19 protein-coding genes and 2 tRNA genes are annotated in these 18,842 nt (G+C 67.5%); 16 read left to right on the top strand and 5 right to left on the bottom strand.

Annotated elements, in window-relative coordinates; all coding sequences use genetic code 11:
• The first annotated feature begins 249 nt into the window (after nucleotides 1-249).
• The 9 genes from dnaN to PP359_RS08610 all read left to right on the top strand — a co-directional run bounded on the left by dnaN (nucleotide 250) and on the right by PP359_RS08610 (nucleotide 9,055).
• Nucleotides 250-1,392 carry a DNA polymerase III subunit beta gene (gene dnaN, locus PP359_RS08650; RefSeq protein ID WP_499250337.1) on the top strand — a complete coding sequence of 381 codons (1,143 nt, stop codon included), beginning with the start codon at nucleotides 250-252 and terminating at the stop codon, nucleotides 1,390-1,392.
• Nucleotides 1,393-1,452: 60 nt separating this feature from the next.
• A complete protein-coding gene (gene recF, locus PP359_RS08645) occupies nucleotides 1,453-2,655 on the top strand; it encodes a DNA replication/repair protein RecF (RefSeq protein ID WP_499250336.1) in 1,203 nt (400 codons plus the stop codon).
• Nucleotides 2,648-3,133 (top strand): DciA family protein, encoded by a 486-nt coding sequence (locus PP359_RS08640; protein WP_036319506.1) that lies wholly within the window; start codon nucleotides 2,648-2,650, stop codon nucleotides 3,131-3,133. Before recF ends, PP359_RS08640 begins: the two co-directional genes overlap by 8 nt.
• Before the next feature lie 123 nt (nucleotides 3,134-3,256).
• Nucleotides 3,257-5,296, top strand: coding sequence for a DNA topoisomerase (ATP-hydrolyzing) subunit B (gene gyrB / locus PP359_RS08635; protein WP_036319504.1), 2,040 nt, complete (start codon nucleotides 3,257-3,259; stop codon nucleotides 5,294-5,296).
• Between the two features lie 83 nt (nucleotides 5,297-5,379).
• Nucleotides 5,380-7,956: a DNA gyrase subunit A gene (gene gyrA, locus PP359_RS08630; protein ID WP_112932164.1), complete on the top strand. Its 2,577-nt coding sequence runs from the start codon at nucleotides 5,380-5,382 to the stop codon at nucleotides 7,954-7,956.
• Complete coding sequence (locus PP359_RS08625) at nucleotides 7,953-8,354, top strand: DUF3566 domain-containing protein (protein ID WP_036319501.1); 402 nt, start codon at nucleotides 7,953-7,955, stop codon at nucleotides 8,352-8,354. Before gyrA ends, PP359_RS08625 begins: the two co-directional genes overlap by 4 nt.
• A gap of 69 nt (nucleotides 8,355-8,423) precedes the next feature.
• Nucleotides 8,424-8,500: transfer RNA gene (locus PP359_RS08620), tRNA-Ile, on the top strand.
• A gap of 10 nt (nucleotides 8,501-8,510) precedes the next feature.
• Nucleotides 8,511-8,583, top strand: a tRNA-Ala gene (locus PP359_RS08615).
• A 43-nt stretch (nucleotides 8,584-8,626) separates the two neighbouring features.
• Nucleotides 8,627-9,055 carry a YdeI/OmpD-associated family protein gene (locus tag PP359_RS08610; RefSeq protein ID WP_036319499.1) on the top strand — a complete coding sequence of 143 codons (429 nt, stop codon included), beginning with the start codon at nucleotides 8,627-8,629 and terminating at the stop codon, nucleotides 9,053-9,055.
• Between the two features lie 14 nt (nucleotides 9,056-9,069).
• Here PP359_RS08610 and PP359_RS08605 read toward each other — a convergent pair whose 3' ends face one another.
• Entirely contained in the window at nucleotides 9,070-9,915 is an 846-nt protein-coding gene (locus tag PP359_RS08605) for a helix-turn-helix transcriptional regulator (protein ID WP_476151468.1), read from the bottom strand.
• Nucleotides 9,916-9,991: 76 nt separating this feature from the next.
• Here PP359_RS08605 and ilvD point away from each other — a divergent pair, with 76 nt between their 5' ends.
• Together ilvD and PP359_RS08595 are read left to right on the top strand one after the other, a co-directional pair.
• A complete protein-coding gene (gene ilvD / locus PP359_RS08600) occupies nucleotides 9,992-11,890 on the top strand; it encodes a dihydroxy-acid dehydratase (protein WP_499250335.1) in 1,899 nt (632 codons plus the stop codon).
• A 38-nt stretch (nucleotides 11,891-11,928) separates the two neighbouring features.
• Nucleotides 11,929-12,366: an NUDIX hydrolase gene (locus PP359_RS08595; protein WP_039415234.1), complete on the top strand. Its 438-nt coding sequence runs from the start codon at nucleotides 11,929-11,931 to the stop codon at nucleotides 12,364-12,366.
• Between the two features lie 18 nt (nucleotides 12,367-12,384).
• Here PP359_RS08595 and PP359_RS08590 read toward each other — a convergent pair whose 3' ends face one another.
• Both PP359_RS08590 and PP359_RS08585 read right to left on the bottom strand, forming a co-directional pair.
• Nucleotides 12,385-12,861, bottom strand: coding sequence for an aminoacyl-tRNA deacylase (locus tag PP359_RS08590; RefSeq protein ID WP_036319491.1), 477 nt, complete (start codon nucleotides 12,859-12,861; stop codon nucleotides 12,385-12,387).
• A complete protein-coding gene (locus tag PP359_RS08585; RefSeq protein WP_036319490.1) occupies nucleotides 12,854-13,423 on the bottom strand; it encodes a hypothetical protein in 570 nt (189 codons plus the stop codon). The genes PP359_RS08590 and PP359_RS08585 overlap by 8 nt, the downstream gene beginning before the upstream one ends.
• Before the next feature lie 91 nt (nucleotides 13,424-13,514).
• On the opposite strand from PP359_RS08585, the gene PP359_RS08580 reads away from it, so the two are divergent.
• The gene (locus PP359_RS08580; protein WP_036282703.1) at nucleotides 13,515-14,072 is read left to right on the top strand and encodes a peptidylprolyl isomerase; all 558 of its coding nucleotides are present in this window, start codon (nucleotides 13,515-13,517) and stop codon (nucleotides 14,070-14,072) included.
• A 20-nt stretch (nucleotides 14,073-14,092) separates the two neighbouring features.
• Nucleotides 14,093-14,938 (top strand): rhomboid family intramembrane serine protease, encoded by an 846-nt coding sequence (locus PP359_RS08575; RefSeq protein ID WP_112932169.1) that lies wholly within the window; start codon nucleotides 14,093-14,095, stop codon nucleotides 14,936-14,938.
• 104 nt (nucleotides 14,939-15,042) lie between these two features.
• Here the strand turns inward: PP359_RS08575 and PP359_RS08570 are convergent, their stop codons facing one another.
• The gene (locus PP359_RS08570; protein WP_005054721.1) at nucleotides 15,043-15,282 is read right to left on the bottom strand and encodes a cell division protein CrgA; all 240 of its coding nucleotides are present in this window, start codon (nucleotides 15,280-15,282) and stop codon (nucleotides 15,043-15,045) included.
• Between the two features lie 55 nt (nucleotides 15,283-15,337).
• On the opposite strand from PP359_RS08570, the gene PP359_RS08565 reads away from it, so the two are divergent.
• From PP359_RS08565 to PP359_RS08555, 3 genes are read left to right on the top strand one after another with little or no spacing between them, the layout of a single operon-like run.
• A complete protein-coding gene (locus PP359_RS08565) occupies nucleotides 15,338-16,270 on the top strand; it encodes a class E sortase (protein ID WP_294946437.1) in 933 nt (310 codons plus the stop codon).
• Nucleotides 16,270-16,428 carry a hypothetical protein gene (locus PP359_RS08560; RefSeq protein ID WP_036319487.1) on the top strand — a complete coding sequence of 53 codons (159 nt, stop codon included), beginning with the start codon at nucleotides 16,270-16,272 and terminating at the stop codon, nucleotides 16,426-16,428. The genes PP359_RS08565 and PP359_RS08560 overlap by 1 nt, the downstream gene beginning before the upstream one ends.
• Nucleotides 16,409-17,119 carry an anthranilate synthase component II gene (locus PP359_RS08555; RefSeq protein ID WP_499250334.1) on the top strand — a complete coding sequence of 237 codons (711 nt, stop codon included), beginning with the start codon at nucleotides 16,409-16,411 and terminating at the stop codon, nucleotides 17,117-17,119. Before PP359_RS08560 ends, PP359_RS08555 begins: the two co-directional genes overlap by 20 nt.
• Here PP359_RS08555 and pknB read toward each other — a convergent pair.
• The gene (pknB, locus tag PP359_RS08550; RefSeq protein WP_036319483.1) at nucleotides 17,054-18,757 is read right to left on the bottom strand and encodes a Stk1 family PASTA domain-containing Ser/Thr kinase; all 1,704 of its coding nucleotides are present in this window, start codon (nucleotides 18,755-18,757) and stop codon (nucleotides 17,054-17,056) included. The two genes, PP359_RS08555 and pknB, sit on opposite strands and share 66 nt — an antisense overlap.
• Nucleotides 18,758-18,842 lie beyond the last annotated feature (85 nt).

The following is an 18,842-nucleotide window of genomic DNA, read 5'->3' as shown; positions in this document are numbered from 1 at the left end:
CTCGCCCACCGACTCTCCGCAGGGTGCCCACAAGTTACACGCGTGTGGTTTCCCTGTCGCGACAGGGATCGGTCGAGTTCTCCACAGTTTCCACAGCCGTTAACACCATGACAGAGAACTTCATCAAGGAATCCGATTCGATCACCTCACGGTGTCGAGGGCTGAGGGACGGCGAAAGGATGCCGGGTCAATCCGTTCGGATCGTGGCACTAGCATGGGAGGGCCCTACTCGACGTCAAGGGAGCGCCAGTGAAGTTCCACGTGAATCGCGATGTGTTCAGCGAGGCCGTGTCGTTCGTCGTCAAGCTCCTGCCGCAGCGCAACCCGCAGCCGATCCTGGCGGGTGTGCTGATCGAGGCATCCGAGGACGGCCTGTCGCTGGCGGCCTTCGACTACGAGGCGTCGGCGCGCACGACGATCGAGGCGACGGTCGACGATCCGGGCACCATCCTCGTCCACGGACGGCTGCTGTCCGAGATCGCGAGCCGACTGCCCAACGCGCCCATCCAGATCGAGGTCGGCGAGGACAACGGCATCCTGCTCACCTGCGGGTCCGCACGCTTCACCCTCGCGTCGATGCCGGTGCAGGAATACCCCGCGATCCCCGAGGTCTCGGGCGAGTCGGGACTCGTGCCGGCGGAGGACTTCGCCACCGCGATCGCTCAGGTGGCCTTCGCTGCCTCCCGTGACGACGTCACCCCCGTGCTCACCGGTGTCCAGCTGGAGGTGGCGGGCACCGAGCTCAGCCTCGTCGCGACAGACCGCTACCGCGTGGCCCTGCGCGACGTGAAGTTCGACGGCGGGGGTGTCGCCAGCGACGAGTCGACGACCGCACTCGTGCCCGCGCGTACGCTCACCGAGGTCGGAAAGACCTTCGCGCACTCCGGCGACATCCAGATCTCGTTCTCCGGATCCGGCGATCGCGAGATCATCGCCTTCACCGCGGGCAACAAGACGGTGACCTCGCTGCTGATCAAGGGAAACTTCCCTCCGGTGCGTCGCCTCTTCCCCGAGCAGACCGATCACTACGCCGTCGTCAACACGGCGGAGCTGGCCGAAGCGGTCCGTCGCGTCGCCCTCGTTCTCGACCGCTCCGCGCCGCTGCGATTCACGTTCACCGCGGACGGCGTCTCGATGGATGCCTCGGGCACCGAGCAGGCCCGGGCGACCGAGTCGGTCGATGCGACCCTCACCGGCGAGGACGTGACGCTGGGACTGAACCCGCAGTACCTCCTCGAGGCCCTCGGCGCCGTCAAGAGCGAGTTCGCGCGGATCACCTTCACCTCCAGCGACAACGCCAACAAGCTCAGCCCCGTGCTGATCACGCCGCAGACGTCCGGGACGCCCGAGAGCTTCAAGTACCTGTTGCAGCCCAACCTGCTGCTGCGCTGACGTCTTCTGCGCTCTCCCGGCGCACCGTCGGGAGTCGGCACCGCCGAATAGGCTGGGTCGGTGATCGTGGAGCAGCTCAGCCTCGTCGACTTCCGCAACTATGCGGCCGCCGACGTCACGCTGGATGCCGGCGCCAACGTCTTCGTCGGCCGCAACGGCCAGGGCAAGACGAACCTCGCCGAAGCCATCGGCTTCTTCGCCACACTCGGGTCGCATCGCGTGTCGCAGGACGCTCCGATGGTGCGCGACGGCGCGGATGCCGCCATCGTGCGCATGCGTCTCGCGTACGGTGAACGTCGCGTGATGCTCGAGGCACAGGTGAACCGGACGGGCAGCAACAAGGCGCGCGTCAACGGCTCACCGGTGAAGACGTCGGAGCTGCCGCGTTACGCCCAGGTCGTCCTGTTCGCGCCGGAAGATCTGCAGATCGTCCGGTCCGATCCCTCCGCGCGCCGCCGCTTCGCCGACCAGCTCCTCATCCAGCGCTCACCGCGGATGGCGGGAGTGCTCTCCGATTACGACCGCGTCCTCAAGCAGCGCACCGCTCTGCTGAAGTCGGCGCGTGCGCGTGGCGTGCGTGGTGATGCACTGTCCACCTTGGACGTCTGGGACGACAAGCTCGTCCAGCTCGGCACCGACGTGATCCGCGCGCGACTCGCCCTCGTCGACGATCTCGCCGGTCCCGTCGCGCGGGCCTACACCGCGATCGCCGGCGCCGACCATCGGCCCGAGATGGAGTGGATGCTCTCCATCGGCGGCCTCGACCTCGACGATGACGACATCGCGCCCGTCGACGGCTCGCCGGCGACCGTGAGGGGGCTGGGTGCCGGGGACATCCAGCGCATCTTCCGCGAGCAGCTCGTCGCTGTGCGCGCGTCGGAGCTGGAACGAGGGCTGACGTTGGTCGGTCCACATCGCGATGATCTCCTGCTGCGGGTGCGCGGCCTGCCGGTGAAGGGCTACGCATCGCACGGTGAATCCTGGTCGGTCGCCCTCGCCCTGCGTCTCGCGTCGGCAGAGCTTCTGCGTGCGCAGTCGCAGCTGGGCGATCCGGTGCTGATCCTCGATGATGTCTTCGCCGAGCTCGACGCCGATCGCCGTTCGCGCCTGGCGGCACTCGTCGAGGGCTACGAGCAGGTGGTCGTCACGGCCGCCGTCGAGGAGGATGTGCCTGCCGCACTGCGCGCGCGGACGGTGCGCGTGGTCGCGGGAACGATCGTGGCCGCCGACACGGACGAGGATGCGAAGGTCGACGATGAGTGACGAGATCCCGGAGACGATCGGCACGTACCTGCGCCTGCGCGGCCTGGAGCCGTCTGCGCGCACGGCGCGCCGGCGCAAGAAGCGCTCTGTCGACGACGATGACAAACAGCCGTTCGCTCCCGGCCGCGATCCGAAGGGGGTTGCCGACGTTCTCTCGGACCTCACACGCCAGTCGGGCTGGGACGCGCAGCTGGCGCGTGAGGACCTCGTCCTCCAGTGGACGGATGTCGCCGGTGAGGAGACGGCCCGCCACGCGCACCCCGTCGCCCTCGCCGACGGACTTCTGACCGTGCAGTGCGATTCGACGGCGTGGGCGAAGAACCTGCAGCTGATGCGCGCGGAGATCGTGACGCAGCTGATGCGGCGCTTCCCGGATGCCGGGGTGCAGAATGTCCGATTCGTGGGACCGGACGTCCCCTCATGGAAATGGGGCCCCAGAGCCGTTCCAGGGCGGGGTCCTCGCGATACCTACGGCTGAAGAGGGTCCGAGGGCATCTGGAACGATTTCAGGGCGCCACAGGGGCCTTCTCCGGGCTTTCGAGGGTCGTGTGGGGGTAGGATGAGACGTCTCTGATCGACCATCCAGGAGCGCTCGAAACCTATGACGTCCGATACCCCCGACAGCGTTCCTCAGGAACTTCCTCCGAAGCAGTCACAGAAGGTCGAGAACGATTACGGGGCCGACGCCATCCAGGTGCTCGAAGGCCTCGAGGCGGTGCGCAAGCGCCCCGGCATGTACATCGGCTCGACCGGTGAGCGCGGTCTCCACCACCTCGTGTACGAGATCGTCGACAACTCCGTCGACGAGGCACTCGCCGGCTACTGCGACACCATCACGGTCACGATTCTCGAAGACGGCGCGATCCGCGTGGTCGACAACGGTCGTGGCATTCCGGTCGACATGCACAAGACCGAGGGCAAGTCGACCGTGGAGGTCGTGCTGACCGTGCTCCACGCCGGCGGCAAGTTCGGCGGCGGCGGGTATGCGGTCTCCGGTGGACTGCACGGCGTCGGCTCGTCGGTGGTCAATGCGCTGTCGACCCGGCTGGATGTCGAAGTACGTCGGCAGGGACACGTGTGGCGGCAGTCGTTCCGCGACGGCGGTGTGCCGCAGGCCCCGCTGAGCCAGGACGAGGCGACCGAGGAGACCGGCACGACCATCACGTTCTGGCCGGACGCGTCGATCTTCGAGACGATCGACTTCGACTACGACACCCTGCGCACGCGCTTCCAGCAGACGGCGTTCCTCAACAAGGGGCTGCGCATCACGCTGAGTGATCTGCGTCCCTCGTCGGCCTACCTCGTCGACGGTGAGGACGGCCAGGCCGTCGAGAAGCAGCCCTTCGACGACTTCCACTACGAGCGCGGACTGGTGGACTACGTCGAGTACCTCAACAAGATCCGCAAGGCCGAGGTCGTCAACGACGAGATCATCGAGGTCGAATCCGAGGACACGGAGCGCCACATCTCGCTCGAGCTCGCCATGCAGTGGACCACGAGCTACACAGAGAACGTCTTCACCTTCGCGAACACGATCAACACGCACGAGGGCGGCACCCATGAAGAGGGCTTCCGCGCGGCGATGACCACGTACATCAACAAGTACGCGCGTGAGAAGGGCCTGCTCAAGGAGAAGGACGACAACCTCACGGGCGAGGACATCCGCGAGGGCCTCACCGCCGTCATCTCCGTGAAGCTGTCGGAACCGCAGTTCGAGGGACAGACCAAGACGAAGCTCGGCAACACCGAGGCGAAGGCGTTCGTGCAGAAGGTCGTCGGCGATCAGCTCACCGACTGGCTCGACCGCAACCCCGCCCAGGCGAAGCGCGTCATCATGAAGGCCATCGATGCCGCCACGGCACGGCTGGCCGCACGCAAGGCGCGCGAGACCGCGCGCCGCAAGAGCGTGTTCGAGTCGGCATCCATGCCCGACAAGCTCAAGGACTGCACGAGCAAAGACCCGTCGATCAGTGAGATCTTCCTCGTCGAGGGCGACTCGGCCGGCGGCTCGGCCGTCCGCGGTCGCGACCCCGAGACGCAGGCGATCCTCTCGCTGCGCGGCAAGGTGCTCAATGTCGAGAAGGCGCGATTGGACCGTGCGCTCGGCAACAACGAGATCCAGGCGATCATCTCGGCGTTCGGCTGCGGCATCGGCGAGGACTTCGACGTCGCCAAGGCGCGGTATCACAAGATCGTGCTGATGGCCGATGCCGACGTCGACGGCCAGCACATCACGACGCTGCTGCTGACGTTGCTGTTCCGCTACATGCGCGGACTCATCGAGGCCGGCTTTGTCTATCTCGCCATGCCGCCGCTGTATCGCCTGAAGTGGACCAATGCCGAGCACGAGTACGTGTTCAGCGACCGCGAGCGCGATGCGCTCCTTGCCGACGGTCTGGCCGGGGGCAAGCGCATTCCCAAGGAGTCGGGCATCCAGCGCTACAAGGGTCTCGGAGAGATGAACCCGAAGGAGTTGTGGGAGACGACCATGGACCACAACACGCGAACGCTCCGTCAGGTGACGATCGATGACGCGGCCGCAGCGGACGAGATCTTCTCGGTGCTCATGGGTGAGGACGTCGAGTCGCGACGCAGCTTCATCCAGCGCAACGCCAAGGACGTCCGCTTCCTCGACATCTGATGCCTTTCGACTCGTCGAGCGAGGAGCGCAGCGACGAGTCGAAACGCGAAACACGCACCCCGGCCCCGTGAGAACGAGAAGACATGACTGACGAAGAACGCCCCGACCCGAACGCCGGCCACAACCACGGCAACATCGACCAGGTCGACCTCCAGGTCGAGATGCAGCGTAGCTATCTCGACTACGCGATGAGCGTCATCGTCGGCCGCGCCCTGCCCGACGTCCGTGACGGTCTGAAGCCCGTGCACCGCCGTGTCATCTACGGCATGTACGACGGGGGCTACCGCCCTGACAAGAGCTTCAACAAGTGCGCGCGCGTCGTCGGCGAGGTGATGGGTCAGTATCACCCGCACGGTGACAGTGCGATCTACGACGCGCTCGTGCGCCTCGTGCAGCCGTGGTCGCTGCGCTACCCGCTGGCCGACGGTCAGGGAAACTTCGGATCCCCGGGCAACCAGGGTGCGGCCGCGCCGCGGTACACCGAAACGAAGATGGCTGCGCTCGCCATGGAGATGGTGCGCGACATCGACGAGGACACCGTCGACTTCGAGCCGAACTACGACGGCAAGACGCAGGAGCCGACGGTGCTGCCGTCGCGCTTCCCGAACCTGCTGGTCAACGGCTCGGTCGGCATCGCGGTCGGCATGGCGACCAACATCCCGCCACACAACCTCCGCGAGGTCGCGGAAGGTGCCCTGTGGGCGCTGGAGAACCCGGACGCGCCGCGCGAGGAGCTGCTCGAGGCGCTCATGAGCCGCATCCACGGGCCGGACTTCCCCACCGGGGCGCAGATCCTCGGAACCAAGGGCATCCGCGAAGCGCAGCGCACCGGTCGGGGTTCGATCACGATGCGCGCCGTCGTGAACGTCGAGGAGATCCAGGGCCGTACGTGCCTCGTGATCACCGAGCTGCCCTACCAGGTCAACCCCGACAACGTCGCGCTGAAGATCCGCGATCTCGCGCGCGATGGTCGCATCACCGGCATCGCTGACATCCGCGATGAGACGAGCGATCGCACGGGTCAGCGTCTCGTCATCGTCCTCAAGCGGGATGCCGTCGCCAAGGTCGTGCTGAACAACCTCTACAAGCACACCCAGCTGCAGGAGAACTTCGGCGCCAACATGCTGGCGATCGTCGACGGGGTGCCGCGCACGCTCGCCCTCGACGGGTTCATCACGTACTGGATCGAGCACCAGGTCGAGGTGATCGTCCGTCGCACGGCCTTCCGACTCCGCAAGGCCGAGGAGCGCATGCACATCCTGCGTGCGTACCTGAAGGCACTCGACGCGCTCGACGAGGTCATCGCGCTCATCCGTCGCTCGCCGACGGTCGAGGAGGCCCGCGAAGGACTCAAGGCGCTCCTGGAGATCGACGACATCCAGGCCGACGCGATCCTGGCCATGCAGCTGCGTCGCCTCGCCGCGCTGGAGCGGCAGAAGATCATCGACGAGGCGACGGAGCTCGAGGCGCAGATCGCCGATCTCAACGACATCCTCGTCTCGCCGGCGCGCCAGCGGACGATCATCGCCGAGGAGCTCACCGGCATCGTCGACAAGTTCGGTGACGACCGTCGCACGCACATCCTGCACGGCTTCGACGGCGACATGTCGATGGAAGACCTCATCCCCGAAGAGGAGATGGTCATCACCGTCACCCGCGACGGGTACATCAAGCGCACGCGCAGTGACAACTATCGTTCCCAGCATCGCGGCGGCAAGGGCGTCAAGGGCGCCCAGCTGCGGGCCGACGATGTCGTCGAACACTTCTTCGTGACGACCACACATCATTGGCTGCTCTTCTTCACCACCAAGGGCCGCGTCTACCGGTCGAAGGCGTACGAGGTTCCCGAGGCCGGCCGCGACGCGAAGGGTCAGCACGTCGCGAACCTGCTGGCACTGCAGCCGGGTGAGGAGATCGCGCAGATCCTGGACATCCGCGACTACAAGGTCGCCCAGTACCTCGTGCTCGCGACCCGCGACGGCAAGATCAAGAAGACCTTCCTCAGCGAGTACGACACCAATCGTCAGGGTGGCATCATCGCGATCCGCCTGCGTGGGCAGGATGAGGAGGACGGCGACGAGGTCGTCAGCGCGCTGCTCGTCGACGACACCGACGACATCCTCCTCATCTCCCGTCAGGGCATGTCGCTGCGCTTCACCGCGACCGACGAGTCGCTGCGTCCCATGGGCCGCTCGACCGAGGGTGTGAAGGGGATGTCGTTCCGCGAGGGTGACACGCTGCTGTCGGCATCCGTCGCGAAGGACGATGCCTACGTCTTCGTCGTGACCGAAGGCGGGTACGCCAAGCGCACCGCTGTCGACCAGTACCGCCTCCAGGGACGTGGCGGACTGGGCATCAAGGTCGCCAAGCTGAACGAGGACCGGGGCGATCTCGCCGGCGGTCTGATCGTCGGTGAGGACGACGAGGTCTTGGTGGTTCTTGCCAGCGGCAAGGTGGTACGCTCTGCCGTGGCCGAGGTGCCTGCGAAGGGTCGCGACACCATGGGAGTGGTCTTCGCCCGTCCCGACGACGACGATCGCATCCTCGCAATCGCACGGAACTCGGAGCGAGCGCTCCGAGCGGAGCAGGACCCGGCCGAGACCACCGACGCCGAAGACTCCCCCGCTTCGCGCCCCGAAGGAAGTGACACCGACGCATGAGCACGGTAGCCGACAAGCTCGCCAAGAAGTCATCCAGTAAGACCAGCGCCAAGCAGGTGCGTCTGCGCCTCGTGTACGTGGACTTCTGGTCCGCCGTGAAGCTGTCCTTCCTCGCCGCGGTGGCCGTCGCGATCGTCACGGTGGTGGCGAGCTTCCTGATCTACACGGTGCTCAGCACGACGGGACTGATCGGCAAGCTCGACGACCTCTTCAAGGCCTTCGACGACAACTTCAAGTTGAGCGATGTGATCAACCTGGCGCAGGTCATGGCGTTCTCCTCCGTGGTGGCCATCCTGAACCTGATCGTGATCACGGTGCTGGGCGCCGTCGTCGCCGGGATCTACAACCTGATGGTCAAGGTGACCGGCGGACTGCTCGTCGGCTTCACGTCCAACTGACCGATTTTTTGTTTGCCCGCTCGTCGGGTAAAGTCTTGGAGGTTGACGGCGGCAACGCCGCCTCCGGACGGGGCTATAGCTCAGGCGGTTAGAGCGCTTCACTGATAATGAAGAGGTCCCAGGTTCAAGTCCTGGTAGCCCCACCACTACCCGTCCGGGGCCTTAGCTCAGTTGGTAGAGCGCCTGCTTTGCAAGCAGGATGTCAGGAGTTCGAATCTCCTAGGCTCCACAGTTTTTCTCCCCTCGGCTTCGCACGCTGACATACTCGCAGCATGCGGTTCGAAACGACGCTCTTCCAGCAGGGAAACAACACGGGCATCGTGGTTCCCCCAGAGGTGGTCGAGGCCCTCGGCGGCGGCAGCCGTGCAGCGGTCACGGTCACCGTGAACGGCTTCACCTACCCGAGCACGCTCGCGGTGATGGGTGGACGCCACCTCATCCCGTTCTCGTCCGACAAGCGCGCGGCGACCGGCCTCGCCGGCGGTGACGCGATCGAGGTCACCCTCGAGCTCGACACGGCACCGCGGACGGTCGAGGTCCCGGACGATCTCGCCGTCGCCTTGGACGATGCCGGGATCCGCGCGCGCTTCGACGCGCTCGCTCCCAGCGCGCGCAAGGCGCACGTCACGAACGTCGTCTCGGCCAAGACGGATGAGACCCGCACGCGACGCATCGCCGCGATCGTCGCGAAGCTCGCCTGACCGGCGGCGCAGCCTCAGTCCGTCGTGCGCGCGAAGCGCCGTCGGGTCTCGGCATCCGCGACGTAGACCACGAGTTGCACGTCGGTGTGATCCGACGGTCGCAGCTGGTGGTGCTCGAACACCAGCCGCCCCCGTTCGGGATGGCGGAACACGCGCTCGCGCGAGACGAAGCCCCCCACGCCGTGCTCGTTCCACCGGGTGCGGAAGTCGTCGCTGGCCGCGATCAGTCGCGCAACCAGATCGCGGTAGCGCGGATCTCCCAGACGAGGTCCGGCCTCGGCGCGGAACTCGGCGAGGAATCGCCGGCTCGTGTCGTCCCAGTCGTCCAGCAGCGAGCGCACCGAGGGGTCGGTGAAGACCAGCCACAGAAGGTTGCGATCTTCCGACGAGGTCGTGGCCACGCCGGGGTACAGGCGCTCGTACGCGCTGTTCCACCCGGCGATCCCCCAGTCGGGGGCGAGTGCATAGGCCGGATGCTCGTCGAGGGCGTCGAGAAAGCGCTGCACGTGGGCGGGCGCGACGTCTACGGCATCCGCGCGCACGGCCGGCCGCGGTGCGAGACCGACGAGACTGAGGACGTAGTCGTGTTCGGCGTCGGTGAGGCGAAGCGCCGCCGCGACGGCGTCCAGGACTTGGCGCGAGGGGTGGATGTCGCGCCCCTGCTCGAGCCACGTGTACCAGGTGACGCTCACCCCCGACAGGTACGAGACCTCCTCACGTCGGAGGCCCACGGCGCGACCACGGCCGGCCGGCGGCAGCCCGTAGGCGGCCCGCTCCAGGCGCTCGCGTTGGCGTCGCAGGAACGAGCCCAGCTCCTGCCGCCGCTGACGGCCGTCGTCGCGGGTGCTCTCGTCAGTCACCCCACAAACCTAGTACTGCCACTACTAGGAGCAGCGCAGACTTCCGACCGCGCGCCGCGGCATCCAGAGTGGAACCATGCCCACCCCTCTGCGCTCTCGCACCGTCACTCACGGCCGCAACGCTGCTGGCGCCCGTGCCCTGTTCCGCGCCGCCGGCGTGAACGCGGCCGACTTCGGCAAGCCGATGATCGCCGTCGCGAACAGCTTCACCGAGTTCGTCCCCGGCCACACGCACCTGCAGCCGGTGGGCCGCATCGTCTCCGACGCGATCACCGCGGCCGGCGGCATCCCGCGCGAGTTCAACACCATCGCCGTCGACGACGGCATCGCCATGGGGCACGGTGGCATGCTGTACTCGCTGCCCTCACGCGATCTGATCGCCGACTCGGTGGAATACATGGTCAACGCGCACCAGGCCGACGCGCTCGTGTGCATCTCCAACTGCGACAAGATCACGCCCGGAATGCTGATGGCGGCCCTCCGCCTCAACATTCCGACCGTCTTCGTCTCGGGCGGCCCGATGGAGTCGGGCCGGGCGACTCTGGTCGACGGGACCGTCCGCACCCTCGACCTGGTCGACGCGATCTCCGAGGCGGCGAACGACACGGTGTCGGATGCCGACATCCAGCGCATCGAGGAGAACGCCTGCCCGACGTGCGGATCGTGCTCGGGCATGTTCACAGCGAACTCGATGAACTGTCTCGTCGAGGCGCTCGGCCTCGCCCTCCCCGGCAACGGCTCGGTACTGGCGACCCACACCGCCCGCCGGGCACTGTACGAGAAGGCCGGGGAGGTCGCGGTCCAGATCACCCGCGCCTTCTACGACGAAGACGACGCGTCGGTGCTCCCGCGCGCCGTCGCGAGCCCGGCGGCCTTCGCCAACGCGATGGCGCTCGACATCGCGATGGGCGGATCGACGAACACGATCCTGCACTTGCTGGCCGCGGCGCACGAGGCCGGCATCGACTTCGGTCTCGACGAGATCGACGCCATCTCCCGTCGCGTGCCGTGCCTCGCGAAGATCGCACCCAACCCGGCCTACGGCCGCATGTACTACATGGAGGACGTGCACCGCGCCGGCGGCATCCCCACCATCCTCGGCGAGCTGCACCGCGCGGGGCTGCTCAACGCCGATGTCTCGTCGATCCACGCGGCCTCGCTGGACGCGTGGCTGGGCGAGTGGGACGTGCGCGGGGGCACGGCTTCCGACGCGGCGCGTGAGCTCTGGCACGCGGCACCCGGAGGCGTGCGCTCCTCGAGCGCGTTCTCGCAGTCGGAGCGCTGGGCGACCCTGGACGAGGATGCCGAGAACGGCTGCATCCGCTCCGTCGCGCACGCCTACTCCGCCGACGGTGGTCTCGCGGTGCTGCGCGGCAACCTCGCGGTGGACGGCGCCGTGGTCAAGACCGCGGGCGTGGACCCCTCGATCCTGGTGTTCTCGGGTCCTGCGGTGGTCTGCGAGTCGCAAGAGGAGGCGGTGGCGAAGATCCTCGGCAAGAAGGTGCAGCCGGGTGACGTCGTCGTGATCCGGTACGAGGGTCCCAAGGGCGGCCCGGGTATGCAGGAGATGCTGCATCCCACCTCGTTCCTCAAGGGCCGGGGCCTGGGCAAGGTGTGCGCCCTGGTGACCGACGGTCGTTTCTCGGGCGGCACGTCGGGTCTGTCCATCGGTCACGTCTCGCCGGAAGCAGCCAGCGGCGGGATCATCGCCCTCGTCGAAGACGGTGACATCGTCGACATCGACATCCCGTCGCGGTCGATGAGCCTGCGTGTGGACGACGACGAGCTCGAGCGACGTCGCGCCCGACTGCTGGACGAGGGCGGATACGCGCCGCGCGATCGTCAGCGACCGGTGTCGCTGGCGCTGCGGGCGTATGCGGCGATGGCGACGTCGGCCGATCGTGGAGCCGTCCGCGATGTCGGATCCGTCGAACGTGCGCTGCGTGAACGCGAGCTGCGGACGGCTTCGGCCTGACCCTCGGATCTGCCGATCGCGACCGCTAGGCTCTCGGCATGGACTTGCGGGTCGCCGCCTACGCCGTCGTCGTCGACGAGTCCGACCGCGTGCTGCTCGCCCACTGGCACCAGGGGCGCCGGGGAGCTTGGACCATGCCCGGCGGCGGCCTGGAAGAGGGCGAGGATCCCGTGGATGCCGCGCGCCGAGAGGTGTGGGAGGAGACCGGGTACCGCGTGCGGATCGGCACGCTCCTCGGCATCCACTCCCGCGTGATCCCGGCGAACCGCCGGGTCTTCGCTGCCGACACCGAGCCCCTGCATACGCTGCGCATCGTCTACCGCGCGCAGGTGACGGGAGGTCAGCTGCGCCACGAGAAGAACGGATCGACCGATCGGGCGGAATGGTTCGACCTCACGGCGCTGCCGCCGCAACGGGTGAAGCTCGTCGACATCGCGCTCGGGATGGCCGGGGTGGCCGTCACCGGCGCGGTCTGAGCGCGCAGCGCGATGCGCTCAGGACGCCGCCGGCTGCGAGATGTCGGCGACCGTCGCATCGTATGCACGGATGAGGTCGTCGGCGTCGACGAACAGGCTGTAGCCGTGAGCCCCGGCACCCATCGCGATACGTCTGCCCACGATCGACGCGTCCGCGTACACCGGCCAGTCGTTCGTGCTGCCGATCGGCACGATGGTTCCCCGCTCGTAGCCGGTCGCGGCCAGAGCGAGCTCCGGCTCGGGGAGTCTCAGCTTGTTCACCCCGACCAGCGCGCGCAGTTTCGGCCAGGAGATCGCCAGATCTCCCGGGATCAACGCGAACAGATACGTGTCGTCGGACTTCTTGACCACGAGTGTCTTGACGATGTCAGCAGGCTGCAGACCGAGCAGGCCGGCCGCCTCCGCAAGGCTGGATGCCGCGGGCCGCTCACGAAGCTCGATGGCCAGGTCGCGCGCGGCGGCCGCATCTCGGACGCGGTCGAGGGGATCAGGCATCCGGGGCGCGCAGCGGGTCGTCCGCCACCCACAACTCGTCGTCCGCGCGAAGGGTCTGCCACGCCGCGTAGACCACGCCGGCCGCCGCCGCGATGCCGAGGAGGATCGCGATGACGCCCCCGGCGCCGATCCCCTTCTTCGCAGCGGGGACGCTCAGCTGCTTCGTCGCCTTCTTGCCGTACTTGTCGGCCTTCTTCTGCAGGGCGGCGAGGTCGATCGATCCGAAACCGCGACCGGCGGCCAGATCCTGGCGCTTCTCGTTCGCGGCATCCCACACCGAGAGCGCCGAACCGATCAGGGCACCCGCCGTCGGGACGACCTTGTCGTTGTAGACCTTCTTGGAGGTCGCGACGCCCTGCTCGACATAGGGGGCGGCGTACTTCTCGTAGGTGTGCTGCACGGTCGGCACGACCTGCTCGCGGTTGTAGTTGCCGAGCTGGCGGCCGGCTTCGCGGGCGACCTCGCCCGCCTGTCCGATCAGGACCTGCTGCGACTCCCACAGCGTGTTCGCCTGGTGCTGGAGCTTGCGGAGTTCCTTCTTGCGCTTGCGGCTGAGGCTCACGGTGCCCTCCCTGGGTTCCGGCTGGGTTTCATCCCATCTTGCCAGACCTCCCGGGCCTCGCGAGGGGTTGACAGGTGAGAGAATGCTAGGCATGCCGATCCACACCGCCGTCGCGACCATCCACACCAACCACGGCGACATCGTCGTCAACCTCTTCGGAGACCACGCACCGCGCACCGTGCAGAACTTCACGGGTCTGGCCGACGGCTCGCAGGCCTGGACGCACCCGGCGACCGGCAAGCCCGGCGAGGGTCCGCTGTACAAGGACGTCATCTTCCACCGCATCATCCCGAACTTCATGATCCAGGGCGGCGACCCGCTCGGTCAGGGCGTCGGGGGCCCGGGCTACAACTTCAACGACGAGATCCATCCCGAGCTCACCTTCGGTGCGCCCTACCTGCTCGCGATGGCCAACGCCGGACTGCGCCGCAACGCCATCACGGGCAAGGCCGAGGGCACCAACGGCTCGCAGTTCTTTATCACGACCGATCCGACGCCGTGGCTCAACGGCAAGCACACGATCTTCGGCGAGGTCGCCGACGACGCCTCGCGTGCCGTCGTCGACGCGATCTCGGCCGTTCCCACCGCCGCGGGCGACCGCCCGATCGAGCCCGTCGTGATCAGCTCGATCGACGTCGTCCCCGCCTGAAGAGAGCGGAACCGGCCCGCGTGACCGACTCCGACATCCGCACCAATCCGGACAACTTCTGCTACCGGCATCCTGACCGCCAGAGCTTCGTGCTCTGCCAGCGGTGTCTGCGCACGATCTGCGGAGAGTGCCAGACGCCGCTGCCGGTGGGCGTGATCTGTCCGGAGTGCCTCGCCGAGCAGCGCCAGGCCGCCAAGGCGAATGTCACGCGGATGCCGCGACGGCGTCCGTCCGGCATCGACGGCAAACCGGTCGTGACGTACACGTTGGTCATCGTCACCACCGTGTTCTACCTGATCGGACTGATCCCGGGCATCGGCCCGCTGGTTCAGAGTCTTTTTGCGTTCGCACCGTGGCTGGCCTACACGCAGCCTTGGCGATTGTTGACCGTGACGCTCGTGCACGCGAGCCCTTTCCACATCGCCTTCAACATGCTGGCGCTGTGGGCGCTGGGACGCAGTCTCGAACCGCTGCTCGGGCGGTGGCGTTTCTTGGCGCTCTACCTCCTGAGCGCGTTGGGTGGATCCGTGCTGGGCGCCTTCGTCGCGCCGACGACATGGGTCGTCGGCGCTTCCGGTGCGGTCTGGGGTCTTCTGGGCGCGATGTTCGTCATCGGTCGTCACCTCGGCGCCAACGTCACCGCGATCGCCGTGCTTCTCGGGATCAACCTCGTGATCACGTTCCTGCCCGGATCGGGCATCGCGTGGCCGGCTCACATCGGCGGCGGGCTCGTGGGTGCGCTGATCGGCGTGATCTTCGCCCGAACGCGCAAGATCCGACAACGGGGGCTGCAAGTATGGTTGCTCGTCGCGGTCGGGGCGGGTCTGCTGGGCCTCCTCGCGGTGCCCTTGTTCATCTACGCCTAGGCCGTCAGCGGAGACTTATCCACAGGTTCATCCACAGATGGGGATGAATTACACCCGTGTAACTCACAGGCACTGACACCTGTGGAGAGGCCGAGGGGTGGTGGTCAGCGCCAGCGCGTCGTCATCAAGAACCCGATGAAGGCGATCCCGAAGCCGATGACGAGGTTCCATCCGGCGATGCCGGGAATCGGCAGCGCCTGGTTGCTCAGGTAGAACACGATCACCCACAGCAGCCCCAGGATCATGAGCCCGAGCATGATGGGCTTGAACCACACCGGGTTGGGTGCGGACTCGCCTTCGCCGTACTCCGCGACCTGCTCGTCGTGCTTTCCTGAACGCGCCATGGCCAAGATTCTACCTGGCAGGTCTCCCCCAGCCACGCTGTGCGACAATCACAGCGTGAAGGACGGCACCGGCGACAACGCAGCCGAGGGCATCGACCCCCTCGAGCACACGTCTCGACGTGCGCGGCGTCTTGCCGCGCAGTCGGAGGGGTCCGGGCCGACGATCCCGGCGCAGACGAACTCGCAGGAGCCGGAGGGCACGTCCCCGGCGGCGCGCCCGGTCAAGCCGGTGAAGCCGCGGCGACGAGCCTCTTTCCTCGGCGTGCTCGGCGAGTTGCTGATCACGGCCGGCGTCGTCGCACTGCTCTACGTCGCCTGGCAGATGTGGATCGGTGACTGGATCATCGGGTCTCAGAAGCACACCGAGGCCAGTGCGCTGTCGCAGAGCTGGCTGCAGCAGGCATCGCAGAGCCCGACGGCATCCGACACTCCGTCTCCGTCTCCGAGCGCGAGCTCATCTCAGGAGGCTGCCGCACCGGTCGTTCCGGTGATGGCGCAGAAGGACTACGGTCAGCAGTTCGGGGTCATGTTCATCCCGCGTTTCGGGCCGAACTGGCAGTTCACCGTGGCCGCGGGCACCGGCCGTCACGACATCCTCGACGCGGGCGAGATCGGTCACTACACCGACACCGCCATGCCCGGAGAGGTCGGCAACACCGTGTACGCCGCCCATCGGTGGACCTCGGGCGCACCCTTCGACCCGATCGACAAGCTCGTGATCGGCGACGCCATCGTCATCCAGACCCCGGACGGCTGGTACACCTATCGCTTCCGTACTCTCGAGTACGTCCAGGCGACGCAGGTCGAGGTCTTGCTGCCCGTTCCGCAGCAGGTGGGCATGGCGGCCAACGGCCGCTACCTCACCCTGACCAGCTGTGCCCCGAAGCTCAACATGCTCGAGCGCATCATCGCATACGCCGTGTTCGAGAGCTTCACTCCGACCTCGGCGGGACCGCCCGCCTCGCTGACCCAGGGAGTGTCTGCCTGATGTATGCCGCCCTCTGGCGCGTTCTGCCCGGCCCGGCCTGGGTGCGCATCGTGATTCTGCTGGTCCTGCTCGCCGCGGTGCTCTACGGGCTGTTCTGGTACGTGTTCCCGTGGGTCGGCCAGTTCATCAATCCGCAGGATGCCACGGTCGGCGGCTGACGGGCGTCGCGTCCTCGTCGTCGACAACCACGACAGCTTCGTCCACACGCTCACCGGCTATCTGCAGGAGCTGGGTGCGACGACCGACATGGTCGAAGCGGATGCCGTCGACGACCCGGGAGCGTTGATCGCGCCGTATGCCGGAGTGCTGATCTCGCCGGGGCCCGGCGCCCCCGCGGATGCCGGGGCGTCGATCGACATCGTGCGCGCGGCGGGGGGTCAGGGGATCCCTCTGCTCGGGGTGTGCTTGGGCCACCAGGTGCTCGCGGCGGCGTTCGGCGCGACGGTCGCCGAAGCCCCCCGACTGCGCCACGGCACGACGTCGCAGGTGTGGCACGACGGCGCGTTTCCCTTCACGGGACTGCCCTCACCTTTCGCCGCGACGCGATACCACTCCCTCGCCGTCGTTCCGGACTCCCTGCCCGCCGAACTCCAGGTGACAGCGCAGACGTCGTCCGGAGTCATCATGGGACTCGCCCACCGTGACCTGCCGCTCTGGGGGGTGCAGTTTCATCCCGAGTCGGTGCTCACCGAGGGGGGCCATCTGCTGCTGGGCGCATGGCTCGAGCGCCTCGGAGTCACCGGCGCCGAGGCGCGGGGCCGTGAGCTGCGGCCCCTGCGCGGACTACTTTCCGGTGCAGACGCGGAGCTCGACCGTGGAGTGGATCGGCACGTCGCCCGGGGGCAGTGACTGCCCGGCGACGATCGGTGTCGATCCCACGGCGGGGCACGACGGGTCTTCGACGACGCTCGCGGTGAGCTTGAGGTCATCGGACGTGAGGTCGCGGGTCGCCGCGTCGACGGTGTAACCGACGAGATTCACCAGAGCGACCTTGCCGCTGGCGACCGTGAGGTTCACGCGCGTTCCGACCGGGATCTGCGTGCCGGCGGTCTGGTCGGCGGAGATCACGATGCCCTGCGCGAGGTCGGGATCGCTGCGCGTTGTCACGGCGCCGAGCTGCAATCCGACGGCCTTCAGAGCCGCTTCGGCATCTGTCGAGGACTTTCCGGCGATATCGGGCATGGCGCTGGTCTGCTGTCCCGTGGAGACGTAGACCGTGATCGTCTGGCCGGGCGCGACGATCGTGCCCGCGGCGGGATCGGTGCGGATGACGTTGCCGGCGACGATCCCGTCGTCGCTCTGGTCCACGCGCTTCGCCTCGAGATCCTGCCCCGACAGCTTCTCGCTGGCGCGGTCCCACGACATGTCGACGACGTCCTCGACGACGCGCGAGTTCTGGGGAACCGCGCTGCCGGGACGTATCGTGATCACCCAGATCAGCACGGAGATCAGCACGACGGCGAGCAGCGCTACGCCGGCCCAGATCCAGGCGGCCGGGGGTCCGGCCTGCGTCCGTCGCATCGTGGTGTCGGCGGTGAGCTGTCGCAGCGACCGGGCCGTCTCGGCAGCCTGTCGCGGATTCGCACCGTACAGCTCGCTCGCCAGCGCGCCGACCTGCTTCTTCGTGGGGGCGTGACCGTCCACGGTGGCGTCGAGCGCCTGGCGGAACGACGCCGCGTCCTGGTATCGCTGGAACGGGTCCTTGGCGAGAGCGCGCAGCGCCACGGCGTCGATCGAGCGCGGGATCGCATCGACCAGTTCGGACGGCGGCAGGGGCGTCTCGCTCACGTGCTGATAGGCGACGGCGACCGGTGACTCGCCGCGGAAGGGCTGGCGACCGGTGAGCAGCTCGTACAGCACGATGCCGGCGGAGTAGAGGTCGGCGCGCGCATCGACCGGCTCGCCCTTGGCCTGCTCCGGCGACAGGTAGGCCGCGGTGCCGATGATCGCGGTGGTCTCGGCGACGGTGGAGGAAGAGTCGGACACGGCGCGCGCGATGCCGAAGTCCATCACCTTCACCTGGCCGCCGGCGGTGATCATGACGTTTCCGGGCTTGATGTCGCGGTGGACGACGCCGGCGCGATGGGAGTACTCGAGTGCTTCGAGGATGCCGTCCACGTAGCGGATGGCGTCGCCGACGGGCACGCCGCCATCGCTGACGACATCCTTGAGAAGGGTGCCCTCCACGAGTTCCATCACGATGTATGGCACGGGATGCGTCGAGCCGTCCGGGTCGGTCTCGGCATCTTCACCGGCGTCGTAGACGCGGACGATCGCGGGGTGCGACATCCTCGATGCCGACTGCGCCTCGAGCCGGAACCGAGTGCGGAACGCGCTGTCTTCGGCGAGCTCCCGCTTGAGGATCTTGATGGCCACCTGACGCCCGAGGGTCAGGTCCTGCCCGCGATACACGCTGGCCATGCCTCCGCGGCCGATGAGTTCATCGACCCGATACCGCTCGGACAGCACACGCGGATCTGCAGACACTTCTCTCCCCTGGGCTGACTCATAGCCAGCCTAATAGAACCCTCCTGTGCGACCCCTGGACCCGTCAGTCCGCGCCCCCCACCCC

This window comes from Sphingomonas sp. BLCC-B65, assembly GCF_028550675.1.
Classification (GTDB): Bacteria; Actinomycetota; Actinomycetes; order Actinomycetales; family Microbacteriaceae; genus Microbacterium.
The sequence above is the reverse complement of the archived record's forward strand: the minus strand, read 5'-3'. Positions and strand labels throughout refer to the sequence as shown.